General features: G+C 48.9%; 29 protein-coding genes and 1 tRNA gene. 23 read left to right on the top strand and 7 right to left on the bottom strand.

Features of this window, described 5'->3' with window-relative positions:
- Positions 1-44 precede the first annotated feature (44 nt).
- Positions 45-1,760: a proline--tRNA ligase gene (locus ACOJUN_RS24630; protein ID WP_422134473.1), complete on the bottom strand. Its 1,716-nt coding sequence runs from the start codon at positions 1,758-1,760 to the stop codon at positions 45-47.
- A 157-nt stretch (positions 1,761-1,917) separates the two neighbouring features.
- Here ACOJUN_RS24630 and ACOJUN_RS24625 point away from each other — a divergent pair, with 157 nt between their 5' ends.
- The gene (locus ACOJUN_RS24625) at positions 1,918-2,334 is read left to right on the top strand and encodes an HIT domain-containing protein (RefSeq protein ID WP_422134472.1); all 417 of its coding nucleotides are present in this window, start codon (positions 1,918-1,920) and stop codon (positions 2,332-2,334) included.
- Positions 2,331-2,549: a SlyX family protein gene (locus ACOJUN_RS24620; RefSeq protein WP_422134471.1), complete on the top strand. Its 219-nt coding sequence runs from the start codon at positions 2,331-2,333 to the stop codon at positions 2,547-2,549. The genes ACOJUN_RS24625 and ACOJUN_RS24620 overlap by 4 nt, the downstream gene beginning before the upstream one ends.
- A 58-nt stretch (positions 2,550-2,607) precedes the next feature.
- On the opposite strand, the gene ACOJUN_RS24615 is transcribed toward ACOJUN_RS24620, so the two are convergent.
- Complete coding sequence (locus ACOJUN_RS24615; RefSeq protein ID WP_422134470.1) at positions 2,608-3,201, bottom strand: cold-shock protein; 594 nt, start codon at positions 3,199-3,201, stop codon at positions 2,608-2,610.
- 532 nt (positions 3,202-3,733) lie between these two features.
- Between ACOJUN_RS24615 and ACOJUN_RS24610 the strand changes: the two genes are divergently transcribed.
- On the top strand, positions 3,734-4,075 hold the full coding sequence (locus ACOJUN_RS24610; RefSeq protein ID WP_317142335.1) for an HU family DNA-binding protein: 342 nt from the start codon (positions 3,734-3,736) through the stop codon (positions 4,073-4,075).
- Positions 4,076-4,273: 198 nt separating this feature from the next.
- Here ACOJUN_RS24610 and ACOJUN_RS24605 read toward each other — a convergent pair whose 3' ends face one another.
- Entirely contained in the window at positions 4,274-5,497 is a 1,224-nt protein-coding gene (locus tag ACOJUN_RS24605) for an OprD family outer membrane porin (protein ID WP_422134469.1), read from the bottom strand.
- A gap of 687 nt (positions 5,498-6,184) precedes the next feature.
- Between ACOJUN_RS24605 and ACOJUN_RS24600 the strand changes: the two genes are divergently transcribed.
- The 5 genes from ACOJUN_RS24600 (at position 6,185) to ACOJUN_RS24580 (ending at position 11,356) form a co-directional block, all read left to right on the top strand.
- Positions 6,185-6,670 carry a hypothetical protein gene (locus ACOJUN_RS24600; RefSeq protein WP_422134468.1) on the top strand — a complete coding sequence of 162 codons (486 nt, stop codon included), beginning with the start codon at positions 6,185-6,187 and terminating at the stop codon, positions 6,668-6,670.
- Between the two features lie 2 nt (positions 6,671-6,672).
- The gene (locus ACOJUN_RS24595; protein WP_422134467.1) at positions 6,673-8,169 is read left to right on the top strand and encodes a hypothetical protein; all 1,497 of its coding nucleotides are present in this window, start codon (positions 6,673-6,675) and stop codon (positions 8,167-8,169) included.
- A gap of 177 nt (positions 8,170-8,346) precedes the next feature.
- Positions 8,347-8,607: an FmdB family zinc ribbon protein gene (locus ACOJUN_RS24590; RefSeq protein WP_422134466.1), complete on the top strand. Its 261-nt coding sequence runs from the start codon at positions 8,347-8,349 to the stop codon at positions 8,605-8,607.
- Between the two features lie 122 nt (positions 8,608-8,729).
- Positions 8,730-10,511, top strand: coding sequence for an aspartate--tRNA ligase (gene aspS / locus ACOJUN_RS24585; RefSeq protein WP_422134465.1), 1,782 nt, complete (start codon positions 8,730-8,732; stop codon positions 10,509-10,511).
- 98 nt (positions 10,512-10,609) lie between these two features.
- Positions 10,610-11,356 carry a YebC/PmpR family DNA-binding transcriptional regulator gene (locus ACOJUN_RS24580; protein ID WP_422134464.1) on the top strand — a complete coding sequence of 249 codons (747 nt, stop codon included), beginning with the start codon at positions 10,610-10,612 and terminating at the stop codon, positions 11,354-11,356.
- On the opposite strand, the gene ACOJUN_RS24575 is transcribed toward ACOJUN_RS24580, so the two are convergent.
- Positions 11,353-11,538, bottom strand: coding sequence for a hypothetical protein (locus tag ACOJUN_RS24575; protein WP_422134463.1), 186 nt, complete (start codon positions 11,536-11,538; stop codon positions 11,353-11,355). The two genes, ACOJUN_RS24580 and ACOJUN_RS24575, sit on opposite strands and share 4 nt — an antisense overlap.
- Before the next feature lie 340 nt (positions 11,539-11,878).
- Between ACOJUN_RS24575 and ruvC the strand changes: the two genes are divergently transcribed.
- Complete coding sequence (ruvC, locus tag ACOJUN_RS24570; RefSeq protein ID WP_317142327.1) at positions 11,879-12,406, top strand: crossover junction endodeoxyribonuclease RuvC; 528 nt, start codon at positions 11,879-11,881, stop codon at positions 12,404-12,406.
- Here ruvC and ACOJUN_RS24565 read toward each other — a convergent pair.
- Entirely contained in the window at positions 12,403-12,948 is a 546-nt protein-coding gene (locus tag ACOJUN_RS24565; protein ID WP_422134462.1) for a carboxymuconolactone decarboxylase family protein, read from the bottom strand. The two genes, ruvC and ACOJUN_RS24565, sit on opposite strands and share 4 nt — an antisense overlap.
- A gap of 138 nt (positions 12,949-13,086) precedes the next feature.
- Between ACOJUN_RS24565 and ruvA the strand changes: the two genes are divergently transcribed.
- On the top strand, positions 13,087-13,698 hold the full coding sequence (gene ruvA / locus ACOJUN_RS24560) for a Holliday junction branch migration protein RuvA (protein WP_422134461.1): 612 nt from the start codon (positions 13,087-13,089) through the stop codon (positions 13,696-13,698).
- Between the two features lie 63 nt (positions 13,699-13,761).
- On the opposite strand, the gene rarD is transcribed toward ruvA, so the two are convergent.
- Positions 13,762-14,637 (bottom strand): EamA family transporter RarD, encoded by an 876-nt coding sequence (gene rarD, locus ACOJUN_RS24555; protein ID WP_422134460.1) that lies wholly within the window; start codon positions 14,635-14,637, stop codon positions 13,762-13,764.
- A gap of 224 nt (positions 14,638-14,861) precedes the next feature.
- On the opposite strand from rarD, the gene ruvB reads away from it, so the two are divergent.
- The 11 genes from ruvB to queC all read left to right on the top strand — a co-directional run bounded on the left by ruvB (position 14,862) and on the right by queC (position 23,958).
- Positions 14,862-15,872: a Holliday junction branch migration DNA helicase RuvB gene (ruvB, locus tag ACOJUN_RS24550; RefSeq protein ID WP_422134459.1), complete on the top strand. Its 1,011-nt coding sequence runs from the start codon at positions 14,862-14,864 to the stop codon at positions 15,870-15,872.
- A 66-nt stretch (positions 15,873-15,938) separates the two neighbouring features.
- Positions 15,939-16,397 (top strand): hypothetical protein, encoded by a 459-nt coding sequence (locus ACOJUN_RS24545; RefSeq protein ID WP_422134458.1) that lies wholly within the window; start codon positions 15,939-15,941, stop codon positions 16,395-16,397.
- A gap of 63 nt (positions 16,398-16,460) precedes the next feature.
- Positions 16,461-16,874, top strand: a complete 414-nt coding sequence (gene ybgC, locus ACOJUN_RS24540; RefSeq protein ID WP_422134457.1) for a tol-pal system-associated acyl-CoA thioesterase — start codon at positions 16,461-16,463, stop codon at positions 16,872-16,874.
- Between the two features lie 142 nt (positions 16,875-17,016).
- Positions 17,017-17,691, top strand: a complete 675-nt coding sequence (gene tolQ / locus ACOJUN_RS24535; protein WP_422134456.1) for a protein TolQ — start codon at positions 17,017-17,019, stop codon at positions 17,689-17,691.
- Positions 17,692-17,710: 19 nt separating this feature from the next.
- On the top strand, positions 17,711-18,157 hold the full coding sequence (tolR, locus tag ACOJUN_RS24530) for a protein TolR (protein ID WP_422134455.1): 447 nt from the start codon (positions 17,711-17,713) through the stop codon (positions 18,155-18,157).
- 79 nt (positions 18,158-18,236) lie between these two features.
- Positions 18,237-19,058, top strand: coding sequence for an energy transducer TonB (locus tag ACOJUN_RS24525; protein WP_422134454.1), 822 nt, complete (start codon positions 18,237-18,239; stop codon positions 19,056-19,058).
- On the top strand, positions 19,055-20,524 hold the full coding sequence (gene tolB, locus ACOJUN_RS24520) for a Tol-Pal system beta propeller repeat protein TolB (RefSeq protein ID WP_422134453.1): 1,470 nt from the start codon (positions 19,055-19,057) through the stop codon (positions 20,522-20,524). Before ACOJUN_RS24525 ends, tolB begins: the two co-directional genes overlap by 4 nt.
- Positions 20,525-20,812: 288 nt before the next feature.
- Complete coding sequence (locus ACOJUN_RS24515; RefSeq protein ID WP_422134452.1) at positions 20,813-21,373, top strand: OmpA family protein; 561 nt, start codon at positions 20,813-20,815, stop codon at positions 21,371-21,373.
- A gap of 119 nt (positions 21,374-21,492) precedes the next feature.
- The gene (gene ybgF / locus ACOJUN_RS24510; RefSeq protein WP_422134451.1) at positions 21,493-22,290 is read left to right on the top strand and encodes a tol-pal system protein YbgF; all 798 of its coding nucleotides are present in this window, start codon (positions 21,493-21,495) and stop codon (positions 22,288-22,290) included.
- A 168-nt stretch (positions 22,291-22,458) separates the two neighbouring features.
- A complete protein-coding gene (gene queE / locus ACOJUN_RS24505) occupies positions 22,459-23,109 on the top strand; it encodes a 7-carboxy-7-deazaguanine synthase QueE (RefSeq protein ID WP_422134450.1) in 651 nt (216 codons plus the stop codon).
- Between the two features lie 171 nt (positions 23,110-23,280).
- Positions 23,281-23,958 (top strand): 7-cyano-7-deazaguanine synthase QueC, encoded by a 678-nt coding sequence (gene queC, locus ACOJUN_RS24500; protein WP_422134449.1) that lies wholly within the window; start codon positions 23,281-23,283, stop codon positions 23,956-23,958.
- Positions 23,959-24,048: 90 nt separating this feature from the next.
- Here the strand turns inward: queC and ACOJUN_RS24495 are convergent, their stop codons facing one another.
- Entirely contained in the window at positions 24,049-25,410 is a 1,362-nt protein-coding gene (locus ACOJUN_RS24495) for an esterase-like activity of phytase family protein (RefSeq protein ID WP_422134448.1), read from the bottom strand.
- Between the two features lie 234 nt (positions 25,411-25,644).
- On the opposite strand from ACOJUN_RS24495, the gene ACOJUN_RS24490 reads away from it, so the two are divergent.
- Positions 25,645-25,720, top strand: a tRNA-Lys gene (locus tag ACOJUN_RS24490).
- Between the two features lie 101 nt (positions 25,721-25,821).
- Positions 25,822-26,868, top strand: a complete 1,047-nt coding sequence (gene nadA / locus ACOJUN_RS24485) for a quinolinate synthase NadA (RefSeq protein WP_422134447.1) — start codon at positions 25,822-25,824, stop codon at positions 26,866-26,868.
- Positions 26,869-26,879 lie beyond the last annotated feature (11 nt).

The raw sequence follows: 26,879 nt of genomic DNA, 5'->3' as shown, positions 1-26,879 counted from the left end.
TCAGGCTGTTTTTATTATAAAACGACGGCCGTTTGATAAACGGTTCAGGCCAGACGTTCCTTAAGAAAGTCGGAAATTTCACTGAGTGCCACGTCTTCGCGATCTGCTGCCCTGCGATATTTGTATTCTACCTGACCGTTTGCCAGCCCTCTATCACTCAGGACCACCCGGTGTGGAATACCGATCAGTTCCATGTCGGCAAACTTGACGCCCGGACTGGCTTTACGATCATCCAGAAGGACGTCGTAGCCCGCTTCAGTCAGTTCCTTATAGAGGTTCTCGGCGGCTTCCCGAACGGCTTCAGACTTCTCAATCTTCAAACCAATAATGGCGATCTGGAAAGGCGCAATGCTTGCGGGCCAGATGATTCCCCGATCGTCATGATTTTGCTCAATGGCGGCTGCGACGACCCGGGAAACGCCCAGCCCGTAGCAACCCATTGCCATAGTCACGGCTTTTCCGTTTTCATCCAGAACGGTTGCGTTCATTGACTCAGAGTATTTGGTGCCCAGTTGGAAAATATGGCCCACTTCGATGCCGCGCTTGATTTCCAGGGTGCCCTTACCGCATGGGCTGGGATCGCCTTCTACAATATTTCTCAAATCGGCGATGCGGTCGAAAGATGCGTCTCTCTCCCAGTTGATACCTAATTGATGTTTGCCATCTGTGTTGGCGCCAGCCCCAAAGTCAGACATGACCGCAACTGTGCGGTCAACAATACATGGGATACTGATGCCAACAGGGCCCAGAGAGCCGGGTCCGGCTCCCATGACGGGCTTGATCTCTTCTTCTGTTGCAAAGCGCAGAGGTGCTGCAACTTCAGGCAGTTTTTCCGCTTTTATTTCATTCAGTTCATGATCGCCACGAACCATCAGGGCAACAAAGTCCGCTTCTGATTCTTCGTCTGCTGCAACAATCAGAGTCTTGACCGTCTTCTCAATGGGTAGATCAAATTGCGCAACCAGGTCTGCAATGGTTTTTGCTTCGGGGGTATCAACCAGGCGTATTTCTTCAGACGGAGCTGCTCTCTCGTGAGAAGGTGCCAGAGCTTCTGCTTTTTCAATGTTGGCTGCGTATTCGCTCTGGTTGCTGAAGACGATGGCGTCTTCTCCAGATTCGGCCAGGACATGAATTTCGTGTGAGGCGCTGCCACCGATGGAGCCCGTATCCGCTTCTACAGCCCTGAAATTGAGGCCCAGACGAGTAAAGATACGGTTGTAGGTATCGTGCATGTTTTCGTATTCACGACCGAGGCATTGGTCATTGGAATGGAATGAATAGGCATCCTTCATAATGAACTCTCGACCACGCATCAGGCCAAAACGGGGGCGGATTTCATCACGGAATTTGGTTTGGATCTGGTACAAATTCATGGGCAGCTGTTTGTAGCTGCTGATAGTGTCTCGAACCATATCGGTGATGACTTCTTCATGAGTAGGACCAATGACGAAATCGCGCTGATGACGGTCTTTAAATCTAAGCAGTTCGGGGCCAAATTGATCCCAACGTCCGGTTTCCTGCCAGAGTTCAGCCGGTTGCACGGCAGGCAGCAGGACTTCCTGTGCGCCAGAGCGGTTCATCTCTTCACGAACAATGTTCTCTACCTTCTGGAGAACGCGCAGACCCATCGGCATCCAGCTGTAGAGACCGGATGCCAGTTTACGGATCATGCCTGCTCGCAGCATCAGCTGATGGCTGACGACGACGGCATCAGAAGGTGTTTCCTTGAGGGTGGAGATCAAGGATTGACTAGTACGCATGTGCTCAGTTATCCGATTATCAAAACGCAAAAGTGGCATATTACTACGGTTGTGCAGAGACGTCATGGCTACTGAGTGAATCACAGTCGAATTTCACCGGCAGGTTAGCTATAGTGCTGCAAATTATTACTGGCAACTCGGCTTAATCGGAGTAATTATGAGCGAATTTCAGCTGGATAAGAGGCTGGATAAGGACTGCTTTGTCATGGGGGATCTGCCCCTCTGCCGGGTTTTGCTGATGAATGACAGTCAGTATCCCTGGTTTATTCTGGTACCCAGGGTGGCAGGGGTTTATGAAGCTTTTCATCTTGATGAAGAGCAGCAGCTACAGCTGGCCTGTGAGTCGTCATTGACGGCAGCCATTCTGAATGATGTCTTTGAGGCGGATAAAATGAATGTAGCGTCTCTGGGTAATGTTGTGAAACAGTTGCATGTTCATCATATTGTCCGTTATGAAAGTGATGTTGCCTGGCCAAACCCTGTTTGGGGCAGGTTGCCAGCCAAGCCATACGGGCAGGCGCAGGTCGCTGAGATCAAAAAGAAGCTGGAATCATTATTCAGCTGCTTTGAATGAGTGGGGGGAGTGAAATGAAAGAGGAATTGATTGAGCTGCAGACCCAGCTCAGTTTTCAGGAAGATACCGTTGCCCAGCTTAATGAGGTGGTCACCCGTCAGCAGCAGGAGATTGATCGTTTGAAGCAGGAAATGATTCAGCTGAAGAAGCAATTAATGGCTATGGCCAGCTCTCGGTTGGAAGAACAGAAGGAGACTGCTCCTCCTCATTATTAATAAGGGTCAGAAGCCTGAACGGGGCCGGAAAGAGCCCCATTCATTAAAAGTATTGATGTTAGCGGCCTTTGGGTGCAGCAATCACGTCTTCTGCCTGCAGTCCCTTATCTTTTTCCACCACGATAAATTCTACCCTTTGCCCTTCAGACAGTGTCCGGTGACCCTCTCCACGTATCGTGCGGTAGTGGACGAAGACATCTTCACCACTATCCCGGGTAATAAAGCCGAAGCCCTTTGAAACGTTGAACCACTTGACGGTGCCTGTTTCTCTATCGGAATCTACGATTTCCATTGGGCTTGTGGGGTTGAAGGATCTCAGGTTGATTACGACGTGCAGCAGAACCCCGGCAACAAGGAGTAGTGAGGATGGAATCTCAGGTGTCTGGTGAGAAAATATTGCCCAGCCACTGAGTGCAGTCGCTGCAATCAGCATAACTGAAGCCATTGCCTGCAAAAAGGATTTCTTGCCACGATAGACTGTCAGATAGCAGCCAAGGCAGAGGTGAATCAGTGCGGCAGTGAGCAGCAGCATGGTAGCTGAGGCGATAGCCAGTGCGCCACCCAGCAGCACATTGAGGACAGACCCCTCCACAATTAATGCTGCCAGTGAAAGGATGCCTAAGATCATGTGGATAAATTTAAGATGTTTCAAGTGCTGAGTCCTTTTGGTTGTTATGTGTGTGACTGTAAAAATATGCCGATTTCAGGCATTACTGCATTAAAAAGCGCCTTAAACCGGTAAAACATCAATAAAGCTCCTTGCTGCAAGCTCTCTATGAAGTGACTGCCTCCCGAAATTATGGGAATGCTTTGAAATCAGTAATGCGGTCAATTCAGCGCGCAAACAAACGGGCAACAAAAAGCCACAGCGTAACACTGCTGTAAGGATTAATGTAACGTCATTGTGCCTCTATCTCAAACTCTTTCTATGCCCCTTATATAGAGGGCTATGGCAATGCTTAAAAGGGTGTAAAAAAGACTACCACTGTAAAAAATCACTTGTTATAGTGATTTCAGGTGTTTCAAAAGTCTGGTTTTGCAGGCTCTCTGAGGTTAGGGAAGTTTAATGTCCGATTTTTCGGACTTGCCTCGTGAAACATTAAATCAGCCTGGTGAAGTGGCAGATCACAATCCGCTGGTGCGGAAGGTAACCTACAGGGAAAATCCATCAGGAGAGTAATTGTATGGCAGCGAAGAAAGCCACAGCTATCAAGGATAAGTACAGTAAAACCCAGATTCTTGCTGATATTTCAGAGAGTACCGGTTTGAGTCGGAAAGAAGTGGGCGCTGTGCTGGAAGAGTTGGGAATACTGGTAGAACGTCATATCAAGAAGCGGGGCTGTGGCGAGTTCACTCTTCCGGGACTGCTCAAGATCGTGACCAGGAAAAAACCTGCTCAGAAAGCCAAGAAAGGCGTACCCAATCCATTCAAGCCTGGCGAGTTAATGGATGTGCCCGCCAAGCCGGCCAGTATTCAGGTCAAGGTGCGTCCTTTGAAAAAGCTTAAGGAATACGCCGCTTCGTGATGACGCTGGTGTTGACTCTTTGAGTTCTTCTCAGTCCTTCAAGGGAGGTATTCAGCCTCCCTTTTTAGTGTCTGATGTATTTGTTTAGCAATGATTGCCTTTTGATGGGGTGCTGTTTAAGTCGGTTTGCTGCTTTCGGCAATAAAAAAGCCCCTGCATGTGCAGAGGCTTCATAAGGTTGCTCTTCTGATGATTAGATCAGAATACAGCGACGTTGTACTTCAGGATGACACGTGTGTCGGTCTTGACAACATCGTCTGCACCTTTGGCTTCAACAGTATTATTTGCGTATCTCAGGCGGGCAGTCAGACCCTCAACCTGAGGAATTGCATAATTGATGTCCAGGTTGTATTCAGTTTCGTCCTCAGACTTAACTTCACCCATGACGTAAATACCCTTGACACTCAGGCCGTCAACGACGCCTTCAAAATCATATCCTGCAGAGAAGCCCCAGGCTTTTTGGCCATTGCTGTTGAAGTCAGAGATCTGGATAGAGTTATAGCCAAAGTAACCGGTGTCATCGTCACCGCCAGCCCAGCCAATTTTGTATGCGCCCAAGTCTGTGCTTTCAACTTTTGTGTACGCAATGCCAAAGTCGGCATGGCCTACACCAGCGGCCACTTTCAGTCCATAAGTGTACTGACTCTTGTCTCCAGTCGCTGGCTTGCTGTCGCCAGTAAGTTCGACTTGCCCGTACTGACCAGCCACACCCACTTCAACACCTTCAACTTCTGTAGAGAAGCTGGCTTCGCCCAAGTATTTCTTGGCATAGTTGCTCTGGCTGGCATAGTCTGCGCTTAATTCCAGACCGTTACCAAAGTCGTAGGCGCCACCCAGTGTCATTACTGCTTCACTGTCGTCGCCTACCTCGTAATCTTCAAAGCCTGACTCGGTTTTACCATTGCCTTTCGTAATCCAGGCTGTATGAGCAGACAAGCCGGATAAGGTGATGTCTGCATAGAAACCTTCGCTCAGGCTTGGCAGAACACGGCTGTCAGAGTCGTTGACCAGAGGTGTGTCCAGGAACATGCGTCCGTATTTCGCTACACCCATGTCAGCAAGATTGAATTTAATTGCGTAGGATGTTTTGCCGTAGCTGTGGGAATCGCCGTCGCTATCCACTCTGAGCAAGCCAGGGTTGCCAACAAAACCGTCAATATCGGAAGCGCCAAGCTTCAGAGAGTAGTAACCACCCAGGTCCAGTCCGACTATGTTCTGAAAGTAGCCAGAGGAGAAGTCAAGACGAACGCCTTGAGCCCACTGAGAGTTGGAGGAGTCGGTCGAGCCGTCATCCTTGGTTTTGGTTTGATAGAAGTTGCGCAACTCCAGATTCAGGCTTGATTCGTCCAGGAAGGCGTTAGCCTGAGCAGAGGTAGCCATAAAAATGGCAGCACTCAGTGCACTGATTTGTGCGAGTTTCATTAGTGTTCAGCTCCTTGCTGCATTCGATGTGTGTTCTAGCCCTGGTTTCAAAAATCCTTGTACTGCTCGGACGGAATGTACTGCGAAACCTCCCCATAGGGCTAAGAGTGATTCTTATACAATCCTTAACAGGATGCAACAGGGTTTAGAAAAATCTCACATCTTTTGTACAAGCGTTTAGCGGGGCCGCATCCTTGTATGATAAAGCTATCCAGCAATCCCGCCCCTAAAGGCACCGACTGTATAACCGACATCGAGGTGAATAACAGTCATGTCCTCGTACTCATAGAAGTGCCGCAGAACCGGACATGAACAGAGTCTTGCTCAATTCTGGCAACGCCTATGATATTTTCCAGACCTAATATGCCACAACTATCTCCATCAGCCGACTTGCCAGCTAAGCGAATGCCAACATCAGAGCAGCACTCATCGTAGTTATAACGACAAGTTTCAAACGTAAGAAGACATGAAACTTGAAATTATCAGGCCCAGCCCTTTTTGATTAAGTGTTTAGGCAATATGAGTAATTGAGTAAAACAGCGATCTGATATTTTGCAAATTATCTTAATGAATAAAAATTAGTTCTTTTAATTTCTTTTTGTTGGTTTGACAGGATTAATGAATGAAAGTCAGAAAAAAATGAATGTTTATAATGAATTGAGATCATTTGTTTTTCAGGGATGAAATATGAACAGCTTGCAGCAAAATGCTGAAGCAGGAAAAGACCTTTGGCTGACTTATTTAAGACGGGGCGGAACGATACGTGAATTAAGAGGGCTGGATCAGGGGCAGATGGAAGCCATCTATCAGCTTGGATTCAGTCATTTTGGTATTGGTCACTATGCAGAAGCTCTTAAAGTCTTCCGTTATCTGGCTCTTCTGGATCATCGCAGTTCTCGTTACTATCTGGGAATAGGGTTGGCGCTTCATCATTTAAGCCAGGATGCAGCTGCAATCCCCGCACTGAGTTATGCCGAAAGGTTGGATAATGAAGATCCTCGTCCTTCAATTTGTATGACGGAGTGCTTTATTCGTCTGAAAAATCGAAAATTGGCGGTGAAAGCACTATCAAATGCAGCGAAAATTCTGAAATCATCCAAAGGGTGGGAAGAAGAGCGAAAGCAGGCCAAACAACTAAAGCACTATCTTATAGAACCTTCAGGGAGGAAGTGACTATGAATCCAGTCGATCCCAATTCCGGAATATCCCAGACTCCTGTGCAACAGAGTGGGCAGGTATCTCAAACTCCAGCACAGGCGCAGGTGAGCCAGGGATTCAGTAATTCGAATTCGATTTCCAGCTCGCAAAATAGCAATAGCGGTCAGGCGGTCAGTGTCAGTCCAGATCAGCCAGGCGTCTCCAATGCCGACAGTCGTGACTTTCTCCAAAAAGCTTTTGACGCCAGACTGGATGGCTTCAGGGCAGCAGTGCATGAATTCAATCGTCGCTTCAATCCTGAGGATATAGATATTAGTGACACTCAGTCACTCATTCTTATTGTTAAAGGGATGATCAGTGATGCTCAGGCTATGGTGAGTGCTGCTTCTATCGATCAGAATTTCAGCAATCGGGTCTATCAGCAAAGCAGGAGGGAGGATAGTGCAGTCAATGCCCTTAATCTGAGAGAAACTATTCGATCCAGAACCAGGGATTTAAATGACATAGCGGCTCAGCGGGAAGTCTATGCAGAACTCCTGGCCAGCAAAAATCTTCATAAAACCCTGAAAGAGGCTGAATTGGCCAGTGCTCAGTCCAATCAAGCCGGTAACAATAGCAGCGGTGGTCAAATAAACCGGTTGATGAATGAAATTACAGCGCTCGACTATCAAATTGCAGGTGTTGCCACAGAAATCAGTGCTCTGAGCCAGCAGATGAAGACATTGGAAGCCAGTAATACCGCAGATCATGCCGCATTACTCAGAGCTAACAGACAGCTGAACACAGTGACGTCAGAGTTTGTGCGTGTTAACAGTCTGCTGGGGCGAATTCGTCAGCGGTTCGATCCTGCTGCTATGAAAACCGGTGAAGAAGGTGTGCAAGCCGTAAAAGAGCTCGAACAGAGGGCTCAGAAAGAGCAGGTAAGGGAGTTCAGAAGAAGGGAGCAGAGCGAGGACGGAGTAAAGTCGCTGGATAAAGAGCACAAAGAAGGTGAAATCCGGTCAGAGGATGACCGGATTGAGCTTGAGGAGGGTGCTAATCAGTTTCTTGCCACTGAGGATCTGGAGACTCTGCAACAGGTATTCTCTCCCTCTGACCCTGCAGAGCTGAGAAGTGCTGTTCAGCTCCTTGACGATAAACCTCAGGCAAGAAACTCTCCTGCAGTGGAAGAAGGGTTCGCTATTGCTTTGCATAGCGTCCCCTCAGAAAAGGCGCTGGAGGATGCAGTCAACCCTGCAGCGGAGACTCACCGGGGTGATAATCTCAGTTTTGAAGGTGCAAGCAGTCCTCAGGTTTTTGCCCGCCTCTGGATGGAATCAAAGCTGGAAGAAGGTCAGGAAACTCAGGATGTGAAAGAAGATCACCTCGATGAAGTGGCTGAGAATGTGGATGCTCAACGCAAGAGTGTTGCTGAGCATCTGCAGGATTTTGAGTCGATTCTACTGGAAGTCGCTGAGTCGCTGGAAAAGCAGCAGGAGGCAGCTGTTCAAATCAGCAAAAGTAATCGAGTTTGAGAGCAACGGGGAGGGGCTCCCTTCCTCGTCTTTCGTAAAGTCTGCACAGTCATCGAAAATATCCCTGATCCCGTCTCTATTTTCTGATTATTGGTCTGGACACTATCTGGTGAAAATCAAGGGTTCAGGTATAATGCCCCAGTTCTGACAATGGCAAACAAAGGATAGACAGATTCAATGCCGATCTACGAATATCAGTGCGGAAGTTGCGGTGGTGTGCAGGAAGTGATTCAGGCGTTCAGCGATGCACCTCTGACTGACTGTGGTGTCTGTGGTGAGCCTGAATTGAAAAAACTGTTGAGTGCCCCGGCCTTCAGGCTGAAAGGTGGCGGCTGGTATGAAACAGACTTCAAGAGTGGCAATAAGAAGAATCTGTCCTGCAATGATAATCAGGGCCCTGCCAAGGGCTCGGGCGGCGCTGCAGCCGCCAGTGAATAATTCGGTCATTTGAGCGCTGAGGTTGTGCTTCACCCGGAGTGACTCAAAACCATAAATTCAGGCACAAAATTTCAGATAATTCTGTGCTGAACCTGAACAGCCCCCCAGTTTCGAGGTATGTTATGCGCAGCCATTATTGCGGCGAACTGAATCTCTCCCATGACGGGCATGAGGTTACCCTGTGTGGATGGGTACACCGACGTCGCGACCATGGTGGTGTGATCTTCCTGGATATGCGAGACCGTGAAGGTATCGCCCAGGTTGTTATTGATCCTGACACCGAAGAGGCGTTTGCTCTCGCTGATAAAGCACGCAGTGAATATGTGCTGAAAATCACCGGATTTGTACGCCCCCGTCCCCAAGGCACTGTAAACACCAATATGGGCACCGGTGAAATTGAGGTGTTGGGTAAGCAGGTAGAAATCCTGAATGAAGCCCAGACACCGCCTTTCCAGATCGAAGGCTACACCGATGTAGGTGAAGAAGTTCGTCTGAAAAACCGTGTTATTGACCTGCGTCGTCCGGAAATGCAGGAAAAAATGATCCTTCGCAGCAAGCTGACCAGTGCTGTTCGCAGCTTTATGGATGAGCAGGGTTATCTGGATGTTGAAACCCCTGTTCTGACCCGTGCGACCCCGGAAGGTGCCCGCGATTACCTGGTACCCAGTCGAACTCACGAAGGTAAGTTCTTTGCGCTGCCACAGTCTCCCCAGCTGTTCAAGCAAATGCTGATGGTGGCAGGTTTTGATCGTTACTATCAAATTGTAAAATGCTTCCGTGACGAAGATCTGCGTGCTGACCGTCAACCAGAATTTACTCAGATCGATATCGAAACCTCCTTCATGGACGAGTCCAGGATCATGGGTATGGCTGAAGACCTGGTTAAGACCACTTTTAAAAAGGTAGGTGGTGTTGAACTGGGTGAATTCCCGCACATGACTTTTGCACAAGCCATGAACCTTTATGGTTCTGATAAGCCAGACCTGCGTATCCCTCTGGAACTGGTGGACGTTGCTGATTTGATGGCCGGAGTTGAATTCAAGGTCTTCAAAGGACCGGCTGAAGATCCGAAGGGGCGTGTAGCCGCACTGAAAGTACCCGGTGGAGCTGAACTTTCCCGTAAGCAGATTGATGACTACACCCGGTTTGTCAGCATCTACGGTGCCAAGGGTCTGGCCTGGATCAAGGTCAATGAAATCGAAAACGGCGCAAACGGTCTTCAGTCTCCGATCATCAAGTTCCTGGGCGACGATGTCACCATGAAGATTATGAAGCGTCTGGATGCCAGCAATGGCGATATCGTCTTCTTTGGTGCAGACAAAGAGAAGGTAGTCAACGAAGCTCTGGGTGCATTGCGTTGTAAGGTCGGTGCTGACCTGAATTTGTATACGAAAGAGTGGGCGCCACTGTGGGTTGTTGACTTTCCAATGTTTGAAGAAACAGACGACGGTGAACTGACCGCGCTGCACCATCCATTCACAGCGCCAACGACTTCACCTGAAGAGCTTGAAGCAAATCCTGCTGAAGCGCTTTCCCGTGCCTATGACATGGTTATCAATGGCTATGAAGTCGGTGGTGGTTCTGTTCGTATTCACAACCAGGAAATGCAGCAGACAGTATTTCGTATCCTGAAAATTGAGGAAGAAGAGCAGCAGGAAAAGTTTGGCTTCCTGCTGGACGCTCTTAAATACGGTGCGCCTCCCCATGGTGGTCTGGCGTTTGGGCTTGACCGTCTGGTTATGCTGCTGTGCGGGACCGATAATATTCGTGACGTTATTGCCTTCCCGAAAACTCAGTCCGCAGCCTGTCTGCTGACTCAGGCTCCGGGCGAAGTGGATGCTACCCAGCTACGCGATCTGAATATCCGTATTCGTCGTGATCCGGCGTCTGCAACCAGTCACTGAGCGTCTGCGGCTGTTCCAGAAAACGTCTGCGACCATTTTATAAATTGCTGAGGCCGGTTTTTACCGGCCTGTTCAAGAAGAGATAAAGGGTATTTTCTATGGCAGGTCATAGTAAATGGGCCAATATCAAACACCGTAAGGCGGCTCAGGACGCCAAGCGTGGCAAAATCTTCACCAAGATCATTCGTGAGTTGGTGGTGGCGGCCAAGCAGGGCGGTGGGAATATCGAGGATAACCCCAAGCTGCGTCAGGTGGTTGACAAGGCTCTGGGTGCCAATATGACCCGTGACACCATCAACAGGGCGATTGCTCGTGGTGCCGGTGGTGATGACGATTCCAACATGGAAGAAGTGACCTACGAAGGTTATGGTGCTGGCGGTATCGCGGTGCTGGTGGAATGTCTGACAGACAACCGTAACCGTACCGTTGCAGAAGTACGCCATGCTTTCTCCAAGCATGGTGGTAATCTGGGTACTGACGGTTCTGTAGCCTACCTGTTTGAGCGTAAGGGGCAAATCTTCTTCGAACCGGGTCTGGATGAAGACACTGTCATGGAAGCTGCTCTGGAAGCCGGTGCCGAAGATGTACTGACTAACGACGATGGCTCCATTGAAGTGGTCACTGAGTGGACTGAGTTCATGGCGGTAAAAGAAGCTATTGAAGCTGCAGGTTTGAAACCAGCGGGCGGCGAAGTAGCGATGATCGCTTCTACCCGGACTGAACTGGACAAAGACGGTGCGGAAAAAATCATGAAGCTGGTGGATCGTCTCGAAGACCTGGACGATGTGCAAAATGTTTACACTAACGCTGACATTCCTGCCGAAGTGATGGCGCAGCTGGACTAAGTTGTTCTGTCGGTGTGAAGAGCCTCGATAACGAAAGTGTCGGGGTTTTTTTGTTTCTGTTCCGGAGATACCAGCCCGGCTGGAACATCTGTGAACGCCCAGACATTGAAGCCTACCAGCAGCATAAACAATAGAATAATGATGCCTGTGATAATCATTAATGTTTTTAGCAGGTCGGACATTAATCGTTTCCGGATCATCTTGTGGAGTAAAACAGTCTTGAGCAAGAACAATGATCTTTGCGGTTCTCGCCACGAAAGTATTACCAGAGAAATACTAAGCTGCTTCTATCGTTACTCACAGGCAAATTTGGTAATTCAGTGTTCTTGAATTGTAAGTTTCTGATACCCACCGGCACCGCTGGTATATTGTATGGGTGTACAGTATCCTTTTGACATAACCATGACCTTGAACCCTCGCCTGTCAGATTTTTTTGGCAGAAGCTGTCACACTCATTGACCCCGGGGGGCATCAAACGCTGTCATTGAAAATAGCGACATCTGACTTGAGAATACATTCTGAATGGCCATCCTGATGGGGATAGATCCGGGCTCAAGAATTACCGGCTATGGATTAATTGAAGAAGTAGGCAATAAAACACATTATGTGGCGTCCGGTTGTATTCGCATCCGGGAGGCGCCTCTACCTGAGCGCTTGCAGCAGATTTATGAAGGCATCAGCACTTTGATCGAACGTTACATCCCGCAGTCCGTTGGTGTGGAGCAAGTGTTTATGTCCAGAAATGCTGATTCGGCACTGAAACTGGGTCAGGCCAGGGCTGCGGCCATTGTGGCTGTGGTTAATCACAATATTGAGGTGTCGGAATACTCTGCCCGGCAGGTCAAGCAGGCTGTGGTTGGTAAAGGCTCTGCGGATAAGTACCAGGTAAAGCACATGGTGAAGTCGATCCTTGACTTGAATGATACCCCTCAGGCCGATGCTGCGGACGCTCTGGCGGTTGCTCTTTGTCATGCTCATACTCGTTCCAGTCTGGTCAGGATGGCGGGTGCTACGGGTACTCGACGTCGTCGTCTTACGGGGCAGTCTTAGTTTGGGTGGACACAAAGGTGAAAGGAAGCAATGCAAAACACCAGATCCAGGATCTGTTGTGGCGTGTAGATTTTCTTCAGTTCTTTCCAGTTCTCCGGACTTATGATCTGTTCTTTGTAGAGTTCTTCAGTGGTTTTCAGTAACAGGCGTTGTTTGTTGTCCCAGCCCGGTGCCAGATGGCCACGGGAAACCATTTGTACATCACTGGCTTTCAGTCCCGTATCCAGTGCACATTGAGCAATATCCGGGATCAGGTGTCTGGTATTGCAAATGTACGCACTTCTCAGGGCAACCAGAGCGCGATCTCTCATCGGGAGGCTGCTGTAGCCTTGTATATAACTGATGAAGCTGCGAGCAGGCTTATCAAGCTCAGGTGAGTTTGCCGGGCGTCCCGGGAAATCTTCCTTTAACAAAGATTTTTGTGACTTGATGAAAGGGATGGGAATAGGGCCACCGGATACAGCTGGGTGGTATTCACTGGCCAGGCCAGCCTCGGGCAGGATCTGCCAGAGTGATCCCAGAAATGTGCGAAGTTTCTTCAAGGGGGCAGCTCCTTCAGATCATCGAATTGAACTTCTCTTAGTGATTAGAGAGTGACAATTCTCAGGAGTTCTACGCCCTCGTCGTATTGTTAGGCGTTCTGACCTTATAGTCAGAAAATAAAAGATTTGGAAAACAGGATGATTGGAAGAATTCGGGGCCTTCTGGCTGACAAACAGCCCCCTCATTTGCTGATAGAGACCCATGGTATCGGGTATGAAGTGGAAGCTCCGATGTCGGTTTTTTATAAACTGCCGGACGTTGGTCAGGAGGTCGTGTTATATACCCACTTTGTAGTGCGCGAAGATGCTCAGCTCCTATACGGTTTTAGCAATCGTGATGAGCGGGAGTTGTTTAGAACTCTGATCAAGGTCAATGGGGTTGGTCCCAAGCTCGGACTGACCCTGTTGTCCGGTATAGAAGCTGATGCTTTTGTGCGCTGTGTGCAGGAAGGTGATAGTGCCACTTTGGTGAAGTTGCCGGGTGTGGGTAAAAAAACAGCCGAGCGGCTGATTGTTGAAATGAAAGATAAGCTGGATCGTTGGCAGTCAGCACCTCTGCTGGAAGGTAAGCCTCTGGTTGCCGGTGGCGAAATGGCTGCCGAAGCAAAAGATATTGAACAGGAAGCCGTCAGTGCTCTGGTGGCTCTGGGTTATAAACCCCAGGAAGCCGGCAAAGTCATTGGTAAGTTGCTCAAGGATGGCATGACCAGTGAAGAGCTGATTCGTCAGGCTCTGAAAAGTATGATCTGATAACACCGCGTCTTATTTAAAAGGTGAGACGATTGAGTCTCACCTGCTTGTCTGCTTTGTAGTTTACCGGATGAACTTCCTGACCGAGTCAACGCAGATGGCTGCCGTTGCCAGCCAGATAAAGCTATAGCTGAGCCACTGCTGTAAGGTGAAGACTTCTCCGAGAACGGTGACAGCCACCACAAATATCAAAGCAGGCTCCAGGTAGCTCAACAGGCCAAACAAACTGACAGACAGATGCCTGGAGGCGTTGATGTAGCAGATCAGTGACAGGCTGCAGAGTAGCCCCAGACCTGGCAGCAGATACCAAAGAGTGACGGAATGGGTCAGGTTTTGCATAAAACTCTGATCACTCATCAGTATGAAAATACCAGCCGGAAGGAACAACAGGTGCTCAAAAAGCAGGGCTGGCAAGGTATCGACCTGCAAAGGTTTACGGATGATGAAATACACCGGATAAAGTCCGGCCACTGCCAGGCTGACCCAGGGTAATGAGCCCTGTTGCCAAATCATGGCAAGCACGCCTAATGACGCGGACCCCATGGCAAAGTAATGAGCCTTGTTCAGTCTCTCGTTAAATACCAGCTTGCCGGTTAATGCCAGGGTGAGTGGCAGCAAAAAATAGCCAAGGGAGAGATCCTGTGTTTTATCATTCACGGGGCCCCAGACAAACAGCCACCACTGAAAGCCAACAATCAAACCACCCAGGGATAGCATCAGCACAGTTTTCCGGCAGAGAAAAACCGCCCTGAAGCCCCGGAGCCGGTCCATGCGATAGCAGACCATTGTCAGGCAGAGAGCGCTGAAAATGACCCTGTTCCAGAACAGGGTATTTCCGGACAGCTTAATAAACTGTACATAAATGGGCACAAGCCCGAACATCACGGAGGCCATGACCGAGTTAGTCAGGCCTTTTCCAGAAACCAAATGTGTATTCATTCTGAGTACTTCCTTTAATCAGAATTTAAAACAGAGAGTATAGGAGTCCGATGACTCCGAAGTTTAAAAGGTAATGCACCCCCGGGCAGCTAAGTGCTCGCAAGTGCTCTTTTTACGTTCAGAGTGCTTGGACGATTAAATGTAGCGTTTTGTTCCCAAAGCTGGATTATTTTTTTAACAGACTGGAGATGGTACGCTGAGAGTAATGGTAGACGAGCTAGAACATGATTGAAGCAGATCGATTGATATCCTCCTCAGAACGCCCTCTGGAAGAGGTGCTGGATCGGGCTATTCGCCCGGTAAAACTGGCTGATTATGTGGGACAGCCAAAAGTCAGGGAGCAGATGGAAATTTTTATCCAGGCTGCAAGACTTCGTAATGATGCCCTTGATCATACCCTTATATTCGGACCTCCGGGGCTGGGTAAAACCACGCTTTCCCACATCCTTGCCAATGAGATGGGCAGCAATATTCGAACGACTTCTGGCCCGGTGCTGGAAAAAGCGGGTGACCTGGCAGCTCTTCTGACCAATCTTGAGCCCAATGACATTCTGTTTATTGATGAAATTCACCGCCTCAGTCCGGTAGTGGAAGAAGTATTGTATCCGGCGATGGAAGATTATCAGCTGGACATCATGATCGGTGAAGGCCCTGCTGCGCGATCTATCAAGCTGGACCTGCCTCCCTTTACCTTGGTGGGAGCGACAACCAGGGCGGGTCTGCTGACGTCTCCGCTCCGGGATCGTTTTGGTATTGTACAGAGGCTGGAGTTTTATAATATTGAGGACCTGACTTATATCGTAGAACGTTCTGCCGGAATTCTCGGGGTGGGGATTGATAAGGAAGGTGCAGGAGAGATTGCCCGACGCTCCAGAGGAACGCCCAGAATTGCCAACCGATTGCTGAGAAGGGTGCGTGATTTTGCCGAAGTAAAGGGGAATGGTGTGATCCACAAGGAGACGGCCGATGCCGCATTGAATATGCTGGATGTTGATGCCAGCGGTTTTGATCATATGGACAGACGGCTGCTGTTGGCCATGATCGAAAAGTTTGATGGTGGGCCGGTCGGGGTAGACAGTCTGGCGGCTGCCATCAGTGAGGAGAGGGATACCATCGAAGATGTCCTGGAGCCTTATCTTATTCAACAGGGCTATATGATGAGAACCCCCAGAGGGCGGATGGTCACCAAGCACGCATACTTGCATTTTGGGCTTGACTACCGGATAGAAGAATAAGTCTTTCCGGTTTAATATCTGGATCGTTCTTTTGAAAAACGAGTGGCTAAGGAAACGCTGATGCTCATGAGAATTTTAGGAATCTACTGTCTATTTGTTCTGTCGCTCACTGCTCTGAGTGGTTGTCAGACTATTACTACGGAAGCGACGCCAATGCGTCCAGGGTTCTACTCTGCACCTTTCTCTGTCTCGGCGGCAAGTTGCTCGCAGGTGCTTCATGGTTCCAGCCAGCTGCCGATTGATCTGTATCATGCCGGAGTCTGCTTCGAGCAGGGAGTGGGTACAACAGCTTCCTTAGCCCAGGCTGTTGAGCGTTACTCCATGGCGGCTCGATGGGGGATTCCGGAAGCCACCCAAGCCTTGAAACGTTTGCACAAACCCGTTCCAGCTCCTGATTTGCTGCAACGCAGAACAGAGCAGGAACAACGCCTGAACAAGCAGAGACTGGATGAGGAAAAACTCAATAAAGGCTCCTATCCTCCGCCTCATAATTTCCCTCATTGTGGTCGTTCATCGTGTTATTAACTTGCCAGGGTATCGGCGTCTCTGGCAGTCTCTGATCTGGTTTAATGTTATGTGTACTGCTCTGTGACTGATACCTTTTCTATTCCCATTCGAGTCTATTATGAAGATACCGATGCCGGCGGCATCGTATATCACGTCAATTACCTGAAGTTTATGGAGCGAGCCAGAACCGAATATCTGCGAACTACCGGTTATGACCACCAGAAGTTGTTGAAGGAAAAGAAGCAGCTGGTAGTGGTTGATGCTTCTGTTCAGTTCAAACACATTGCCCGGTTGGATGACTCTCTTAACGTGACTGTCGCAGTTGAAAGTATGGGTAAAGCCAGGATGGTTTTTCTGCAACAGTGTTTTCGTGAAGGTCTTTTGATATGTGAAGGTCGGTTTGTGGTGGCTTGCCTGAACAGTCAGAGCAGAAAACCCACAGCGATTACAGAATCCTTACGGAATAAATTAAGTCCTGACAGCAATTCGCCCTGAGATTGGTGGTACTATCCATAACTGCCTGTTTATCATGAAAATGCAGTCACAGCGTCTGGCCCGATTCCAGAATGATTGTCGATGATCATTTCTCTAACAAGTATTAATCAAATTAAAAGCGAGGTTTTCAGTGGCAGATAGCATGTCCATTTGGTCACTGGTAGGCAATGCCAGTTGGATCGTTTTACTGGTGCTGATACTGCTGGTGGTGGCATCTGTTGTTTCCTGGGTGATGATCGTTCAGCGTGGCGTACTCATTCGTTCCGCTCAACGCAATATGACGGCCTTTGAAGATCGCTTCTGGTCGGGGATGGATCTGACCCAGCTCTATAAAGAGCTGGACAAAGAAGAAGACCTGGGTGGTCTGGAATTGGTTTTCCGTTCAGGCTTTAGTGAGTTTTCCCGCATGCGTTCTCAGGGTACTGGAGAGGCTGATGCTGTCATGGAAGCCACACAGAGAGCCATGAGAGTGGCCATCTCCCGTGAGCAGGAAAAACTGGAAACGCATCTGCCCTTTCTGGCCAGTGTCGGTTCGACCTGTCCTTATGTTGGTCTGTTCGGTACCGTAGTCGGCATTATGAACTCTTTCCGTGGGCTGGCAAATGTGCAGCAGGCCACTCTGGCATCGGTTGCTCCTGGTATTGCTGAAGCCCTGATGACGACAGCGGTTGGTCTGGTAGCTGCGATTCCTGCGGTGGTAGCTTATAACCGTTACGCATCCAGAGTGGAAGCCCTGCTGTCGAACTACGAGACCTTTGCGGATGAATTTTCCAGTATTCTTCATCGTAAGGTTCACAGTCGTCACAGTGCAGGCTAAGGGAGCGAGTAAAAAAATCATGGCTCGATCCAGAACCCGGCGCAAGCCGATGTCAGAAATCAACATGGTGCCGTTTATCGACATCATGATGGTCATGCTGGTGGCCTTTATGGTCAGTGCCCCGATGCTGACTCAGGGGGTAAAGGTAGAACTTCCGAAGGCAACCAGTAATCCGATGCCACTGCCTGATGATGCCAAGACTCTGATTATCTCTGTCCAGTCCGATGGCAAGTTCTTTATTGATCTGGGCGGTCATCAGGAAAGTGCCAAAGGAATGGATGAAATCAGTGAGAAGGTAGGTAAGGTTCTTTCTGCCAGTCCCGAGACCCGGGTGTTGATAAAGGGGGATCGTAAAGTTGACTATGGCTCAGTGGTTGAGCTGATGGCCAGATTACAGGGAGTAGGTGTTAATGATGTGGGATTGATTACAGATCCTGCGTTGCTCAATGAACGGACGAAGCGCTGATGATAGAAAGTGTTATCCCCTGGTTTGACTGTCAGTCAGAACAAATCATGATCATGGTGTTGTGGAACGCAGGGCTGTAATGAAGAAAATTCCATTGATCGGTGCTTTATTGAATCATAAGCTTTTTCAGGGTTACGGGTTTGCAGTGGTGTTTTCCTTACTGCTGCACGTTCTGATACTGGGTCTGGTGTCCTGGGACTGGTCAACTGCAGATGAGTTGAGGATTGTAGCGCCAAAAAGTATCAAAGCCAGTGTCGTTGAAATTGCCCAGCCAAAGCCAATACCGCCAGCGCCCAAGCCTGTTGTAGACAACTCGGCACAAAAAGCTCGTGAGCTTGCTGCTCAGAAGCGCAAAGAAGAAGCCCGCCGACAGGCAGAAATTAAAAAACAGAAAGAGCTGGCTCTGAAAAAAGAGCATGCAGCCAAAGAGAAAGCAAAAAAGGAAAAAGCAGCTCGTAAAGAACAAGAGCGACAGCAGCGTCTGGCTGAAGAAAACAGGAAGAAAAAGCAACAGGAAGCGTTACTCAGACAGCTTGAGCAGGAGCGGGTTGCCCGTGAACAGGCTCAGGCAGTTGCTGCCGAGCAGGCAGAACAAGAGGCTGGAGAAGTAGCTTACTACTCCGAACTGCTGAAAAACCTTATTGCCCGGAACTGGAACCGACCGCCCAGTGCCCGTAACAATATGGTGGCTCTGGTTCAGCTCAGTCTGTCGCCTTTTGGTGACTTGCTGGAAGTAAGGTTGCTTGAAGGCAGTGGTAATGATGCCTATGATCGTTCTGTCGTACAGGCGATACAGAGGGCGGCGCCTTTTCCTGAATTGAAAAAGCTGGAACGGCGTGTGTTCGATAATAAATTCAAGCGCATTAACTTTAGGTTCAGGCCAGAGGATCTGGTGAGATGAAGCAACAACTGCAATGGTTTTCTGCCGGATTGTCGGGCAGCTTTAAAAGTAAGCAGACTGTCTTCAGGGAAGACACCTGTCGTCGTGTTTACCTATTAATCTCTTCTGCAATATTTTCATGGTTCCGAAGTAGGAGCGTTTTGGTCTCATCTCTGTTTGTTGCCCTGCTGTTATCAATGCAGAGTGCTCAGGCCATTCTCACAATCGAAGTAACCCAGGGTAATGACAAGGCCGTCAAGGTGGCAGTACCACCCTTCAGCTGGAATGGTAAGAAAATTCTGCCCGAAGATATGGCTTCTGTTGTAGAAGATAACCTTCATTTCAGCGGCCTGTTTGCAGCTTTGCCCAGAAAGGATATGCTCAGCTTTCCATCCAGTGCCAAAGATGTTGTTTACCGTGACTGGAATATACTGGGTGCTTCCTACCTGGTTACCGGAGAGGTTAAACAGGAAGGCAATACGTTTGAAGTGGACTATCAGCTGTTTGATATTGTTCGCCAGAAAAGCATTATGAAAGGCAGGGTTCGAGGCGATGAAAGTCAGCTGCGCGGGTTGGCTCATCATATCAGTGATGCGATATACGAAAAGATCACCGGTATTCCCGGCGATTTCTCGACCCGAATCATGTATGTCACTGCTGATCGTAAAAGTGCTGAACATACGGATTACAGTCTAAACTATGCCGATGCCGATGGTCAGCGCCAGCGCGAGATACTTCGTTCAAGAGAGCCTATACTGTCACCGAGCTGGTCACCCGACGGCAGTCGTGTTGCCTATGCTTCTTTTGAAACCGGTCGTCCGGCTATCTATATTCAGGAACTGGCTACCGGTAAACGTCAGAAGATAACTGACTTCAAAGGGTTGAACAGCTCTCCGGTATTTTCTCCTGATGGCAGGCAGTTGGCACTGGTTCTGTCCAAGGAGCAGAATCCGGACATTTATGTGATGGATCTGGCCACTGACAAACTCAGTCAGATTACATCACATTTCTCGATTGATACTGAGCCAGACTGGATGCCAGATGGGAAAAGTCTGATCTTTACATCTAACCGGGGAGGCAGTGCCCAGATTTATCAGATCGGTCTTGACAGGTTGTCGAACGGTACTGTGGTTGCTGAAGGCAAACCTAAACGGCTGACGTTTACTGGTAAATTCAATGCCCGTGCTAAAGTATTCCCTGATGGTAAATCTCTGGCACTAGTCCATAAAGGTCAGGGAGCCACAGAATTTAACATCGCCATTCTGGATCTTGATACTGGACGACTGCGTCAGCTTACGTCTGCCCGGTTGGAAGATTCGCCCAGTGTTTCCCCTGGGGGCCGTCGTCTAATCTATGCGGTATCGGGAGGCAAAAACGGGGAGCTTGGCATTGTTACAGCGGATGGTCGGGTAAAATATCGCTTGCCATCGGCGGAGGGAGATGTCAGAGAGCCGGTTTGGGGGCCATCAATAGCTACACAGCGCTAAATCGGGTTGGATTGGTTCGCTGGAGTCAGTCGAACTTGGCATTCGAGCATAAAATTCAGTAGAGTGAGCCAGCTCTTCAAATGGTCTTGTGCGAATAGTTAATTTATTCAATCAAATTCATCTGTAGCGCTGGACGCTCTTTCCGGATTTCAGGCCGAAGAAGTTGCAAGTTCAGCTGACCCCCTTGGTATTCGGGCTAGTCCGGAGTCTGCAGTTCTGATACTGTACTGCATCAATCAATACATTGATTTTGATTTACCAACATTGAACGAACAATTGGAGCTTGTCATGCGTTTTGCCAATTTTGTCAAAGCCACCGCACTCACTGCCACTGCACTCTGGCTGGCTGGTTGTGCCTCTACAGGTGGTCAGAGTACTTCTGATGTTGAATCTAACACTGACTTCGCGACTGAAGAAGTTGTGATTGAAACCTTCCCTGCTTATAGCCCTGCTGTTCAAGCCGTAATTGATAGCGGTGAGATTCAGGCTACCCCTGAAGAGATCGAACAATTGCTGGCGCATAAAACTTATCACTTTGCTTTTGACAGCTCTAAGCTGAAAGAGAGCGATTATAAGGCTCTGGACGTACAGGCTATTTATCTGAATTCCTCTGAAGGCCGTGGCAAGAAAATCACCATTCAGGGTAATACGGATGAGCGCGGAACTCGCACATATAACCTGGCTCTGGGCGAGCGTCGTGCTAATGCAGTTAAGAACTACCTGGTCAGCAAGGGTGTATCTCCAAGCCGCATTGAAGTGATTAGCTTTGGTTTTGAGAAGCCTCTGGACCCGGCTCACAATGCAACTGCCTGGGCTATGAACCGTCGTGCTCACATTGTGATCAACTGATGGCCATAGTTTTAGAAAAATATTGATTTCATAATGCAGCCATGGCCCATTCACTGGTGCAAAGCCCTTGGGTGGGCAGCATTTCAGACTCATGGCTGCCCGACAGGGAATGAGACTGAATGCCTCTGAAACGATCTGTTTGCTCTGCTTTTGTTGTTGTCGGCCTGGCCTCTTATGTTCAGGCAGAGGTGCCGGTGGTGGACTCCCAGCCTTCTGGAAATGCTTATTCTGTCAAGAGTTCACAAACTCGTGAATCGACTTCAGTGGCATCATCGGCAGGAGGTACTGCCCACTTATTGAACTTGTTGGATGAGCTTCGTCAGGAGACCATGACCCTCAGAGGGCAGTTGGAAGAGCAGGCTTATCAGATCAGGCAGCTGCAGAAAGAGAACCGGGAGCGTTACCTGGATCTTGATCAGCGCATTTCTCGTCTGGGTGACTCTTCTGGTGAGGCGCCTGCTGCCGCAGGAGGCGCTTCAAACTCCCCGGTGACTTTACCTGCTATCGGTAACAAGCCTTCAGTGTCTGAGACTGGTGCCCGCGAGGAAGCTGCTTATCAGGCTGCTTTCTCCCTGATCAAGGACAAGCGTTTTGATGAGGCTATTACGGCCTTGAAAAAGTTGTTGAAAGACTATCCCAAAGGTCAGTTTTCGGATAATGCCCAATACTGGTTAGGTGAAGTTCAGATGGCTCAGGGCAAATACAAGGAAGCTCTGGGCGACTTTCAGTCTCTGATTGACAATTATCCGGACAGTCCGAAAGTATCTGACGCTACCTACAAGCTGGGTCGTATTCTTGATTTGCAAGGCGAAAAAGACGCTGCCAGGAAACAACTTGAATCAGTGATCAGTCAATACCCCGGCAGTGCTGCTGCCCGATTGTCAGATACCTATCTCAGGAATATGTCCGATTCCTGATTAATTCTGCCTGCCTCCGGGTGGGCGTCGACTCTGTTTGGGTATTTCATCCATTTCCTGTTTTCTCCCTTGAGGGGATCTTGCATTCTGCTCGGGCAGTTAAACCAAAATTGACTTAAGTAGGATGGGCTCCTAGTATTGCCGACCTGAATGTCTGGTGAGAGCTCAATGACTGCTGATACCCTCAGAATTACTGAAATTTTTCACTCCCTGCAGGGAGAGTCCCGTACCTCGGGCCTGCCTACAGTGTTTGTCCGTCTGACGGGCTGTCCACTTCGTTGTGTCTGGTGTGATACCGAGTACTCATTTCACGGTGGCACCCGTATGTCTCTCGACGAGATCATAAAGGAGGTAGACGACTATGGCGCTAAATATGTCTGTGTAACAGGCGGTGAACCTCTTGGGCAGCCAAATTGTCTGCCTCTGCTTGAGCAGCTGGTAGACAAAGGCTATGAAGTATCATTGGAAACCAGTGGTGCTCTGGATGTTTCCCTGGTGGATGAGCGAGTGGTCAAAGTGCTCGACCTCAAGCCACCGGCATCTGGTGAAAGTCACAGGAATCTGTACGAGAATATTGAACACCTTACCGCTAATGACCAGGTTAAGTTCGTCATTGCCAATCGGGAAGATTATGAGTGGTCGGTCAGTAAAATGTTGCAGTACAACCTTGCGGGCCGGGTGTCAGATGTACTGTTTTCTCCCGTCAACGACCAGTTGGCTCCTGATCGGCTGGCTGACTGGATCATCTCAGACAAGCTTCCGGTTCGGTTTCAGGTGCAATTACATCGCGTGATCTGGGGCGACAAAGCCGGTGTTTGAGTCAAAATCCTAATCAGGTAGGCTGCAAGCTATTTAAGTTAACTCGTAAGCGTTTTATAACAGTCTGGTCAGCGCTGGATCGTCGATTGTCGCGAGCGTCGCTGTAACCCTCGACTTGGCCGCATTTATAGAAAAGCAGGCCATGAGCGAAGAAAAATAGGAATAAAGAGCATGACAAAAAAAGCAGTCATTTTACTGTCCGGTGGTCTGGATTCTTCCACAGTACTCGCCATTGCCAGAGATCAGGGATATGAGTGCTATACCGTCAGCTTTGATTACGGTCAGCGACACAGAGCAGAACTCGAAGCCTCTATTCGTGTTTCTGAGGCATTGGGTGCCAGGGATCATAAAACCCTGAAACTGGACTTGCGTGATCTTGGTGGCTCTGCTTTGACAGATGATGATATTGATGTCCCTGAGGATCTGGGCGAGGGTATCCCTGTAACTTATGTACCAGCACGAAATACTGTATTTCTTTCTCTGGCACTGGGTTGGGCTGAAATTCTCGGTGCCCGGGACATTTTCATTGGCGCTAATGATGTAGATTATTCCGGCTATCCGGATTGTCGTCCTGAGTACCTCGAGGCTTTCGAGAAAATGGCTAACCTGGCCACCAAAGCGGGAGTTGAAGGGGATCACTTTCATATCCGCGCTCCACTGCTGGAGCTGACCAAGGCTGAGATCATAAAGGAAGGCAGTCGTCTGGGGGTTGATTACGGGATGACCGTTTCTTGTTATCAGGCTGACGAACAAGGTCGCGCCTGTGGTGTCTGTGACAGCTGCCGCTATCGTAAAAAGGGCTTTGCCGAAGCCTCTGTCGCCGACCCAACGCCTTATGTAGAATCTTGAGTGATCCAACCTGACCGCTGAACGTTTGCAGGTCTGTTCAAGTTCATACTGCCGTTCTCAAGCCAGTCCTGAGTACGGCAGTCAGGAGATCTATTGCATCTTGAACAGTTTTTCAGGCACTCTGAAGAAGATAACATCAGTGCTTCTTGGCTTGGGAAAATTGGCACCATTATCGCCAACCAGAACCAGTAGCCTGCTGTCGTCAGTCCCGTGAGGTCCAATCGTCACCCCTTCGATATTGATTCTTTTAAAGTCCGGGAAGGTTTTTTCAAAATCCCGGGTGCTCAGCAGAAGCTTCTTTCTCAGTAAAGGCAGAGACGTATTAGCAGTCTCTTTCGGTTGCTCTTCTGGACAGGTGCATTTATTGCCCTGGGTTGGGGGAAGAGGGTTATCCAGATCAACCAGATAAACTTCCGTGTATGTATAGTTTACGGTTTTTCTGTCGGCTTTCCTGATGAAATTTTTTTCGATGACAAGAAACTGGTGATTGTTGACGGCCTGGGCGTCGCTGATGCTCTGTACAATGACGTCTACCTCGGGGTTGTAAAGCTCTGCAGGAACAGAAGTGGGCTGATAGTGGTATTGAATGTCTGGTTTCACAGAAGCTGAAACCTGATGGACCGCTTCAGCCATTGAGAAACGCAATACCCGACCAGGTACAGGGCCTTTATGATGTTGTTCATCCTGAAGAATCCCCTGTTCAGATATAGCAAGATAATCAGGGGTTCCCGGAAGATGGATGACAGTTTCGAAGCCCCGGTTTCGCTTGACCCCCTTTTTATTGGGGTCTTCACTGTGCCAGTTGAACTGAGTGTCATAGATGCCGGGTACCCAGTGAGGTATCTTCCAGTCAAAGCGCCAGCCGATATTGGAAAATTCTCTGGGGTATTGGTATGCGCCCAGAAGAGATCCGTCTCTTCCTACTTTCAGAAGAGAGCTGTGAATATTCCATCCAGGGAATCGAATCCAGGGGCAGACCAGGTTGAACAGAAAGGTCGCGTTTTGTTCCGAAGCGACCAGAAAAGCACTGTCGCCAAGAAAGTCAAAGCCTTCTGTATCAATATGCCCATGGGTTGTCCAAAAAACAGAGTCATTAGGTTCAATGACAACTTCTCTGACCCGTCTGCCAGACTCTTGCAAGAAAGTACCTTTGCTTTTTGGAATGCCTTTCCTGGTAATCAGGGTTTCTTCCGGGATGAGATAGTATCGGGGCAAGCCGTTTTTGTTGTAATAGTTGGGAATGGCCCCGGTATCATCTGAAAGCAGAATGAATTGATTGTAGGCTTTGTCGTAACGGATGGAAGAAATTCCCAGGATTGGCTGATCTTCACTGTAATCCAGCTTTTTACTGCCGAGAAGCATTACTCCGTTCTGGCTGGCAATGGCAGCTTCAGAGGATAACAAAGCGTAGGTAAAAAAAAGGGAGAGAGGCCATAATCCTTTGGATGACATGAGGCTACCTTAGTTAAAGGAGGTTTATAGAAACTGGTATAATCCTAGTCTAAATTCAGGACGTTACCGGAGGGTCAACTGGTCAGTTTTAGTGGAATACTTCAGGGTTGGAATCATTCGCAGATGAGTATTCAGTGACTAAACAGATGCGTTAGCGCCTGATACCTGACAGGCAGGGAAGGCTGAAGAAAAAACTTGGAAGATTTAACCGACTGAGTAATATGGCGCCGCGTCGGGTCGTTGGCTCAGTTGGTAGAGCAGTTGGCTTTTAACCAATTGGTCGTAGGTTCGAATCCTACACGACCCACCAACTCCTCTTCTCTTTTTCCCGGCTGTCTGAATCTTTCATTTGTGTTAAAATCGCGTGGATTTGCCTAATAATGTCTTCTAGAGACTTTCAGAACAATTTTTATGAGTGTACTTAGTGATAGAGCATTTGTTCAGGAGCATCTCGGTAGCGCACCCGTTCAGGGCCTGGACGAAGCAAAAGAGCAAGCACTGAAGCAGAAAGTGCGAGAGCTTCTGGAACAGGAAAACGCTGTTCTTGTTGCTCATTATTACACTGACCCTGTCGTTCAGGCGCTGGCCGAAGAAACCGGTGGTTATGTAGCGGACTCCCTGGAAATGGCTCGCTTTGGACGTGATCACTTTGCGGATACTCTGGTCGTTGCTGGCGTTCGCTTTATGGGTGAGACTTCCAAGATTCTCAGCCCTCAAAAACGTGTTCTGATGCCAACGCTGGAGGCAGAGTGCTCTCTTGATCTTGGCTGTCCGGTCGATGAGTTTTCGGCTTTTTGTGATCAGCACCCCGATCGTGAAGTGGTTGTCTATGCCAATACATCTGCGGCGGTAAAAGCACGGGCTGACTGGGTTGTGACTTCCAGTTGTGCTGTGGACATCGTTGAGCATCTGATGGATCAGGGTAAAAAAATCATCTGGGGGCCGGATAAATATCTGGGCAGTTACATCCAAAAGAACACCGGGGCAGACATGCTGCTCTGGAACAGTAGCTGTATCGTTCATGAAGAGTTCAAGGCCAGGGGTATTGAAGACCTCAAACGGGTTTACCCGGATGCTGCGATTCTTGTGCACCCTGAATCACCAGACTCTGTTGTCCAGGTGGCAGACGTCGTTGGTTCTACCAGCCAATTGCTGAAAGCCTCTCAGGAAATGCCAAACTCAACCTTTATCGTGGCAACGGATCGAGGTATTTTCTACAAAATGCAACAGGCTTCCCCAGACAAGTCTTTTGTAGAAGCTCCAACTGCGGGTAGCGGTGCTACCTGCAAGAGTTGTGCCCATTGTCCGTGGATGGCAATGAACTCTCTGGAAGCACTGGTTCAGTGTCTGGAAAAACCAGGCAAGTTGAATCTGGTGAATGTCGATGATGAGTTGCGAGAGAAGTCTCTGATTCCTCTGAATCGTATGCTCGACTTCACGGCATCACTATCAGCCTGAGGTATGGCCGC

This window comes from Endozoicomonas sp. ALD040, assembly GCF_049275945.1.
Taxonomy (GTDB): domain Bacteria; phylum Pseudomonadota; class Gammaproteobacteria; order Pseudomonadales; family Endozoicomonadaceae; genus Endozoicomonas_A.
The sequence above is the reverse complement of the archived record's forward strand: the minus strand, read 5'-3'. Positions and strand labels throughout refer to the sequence as shown.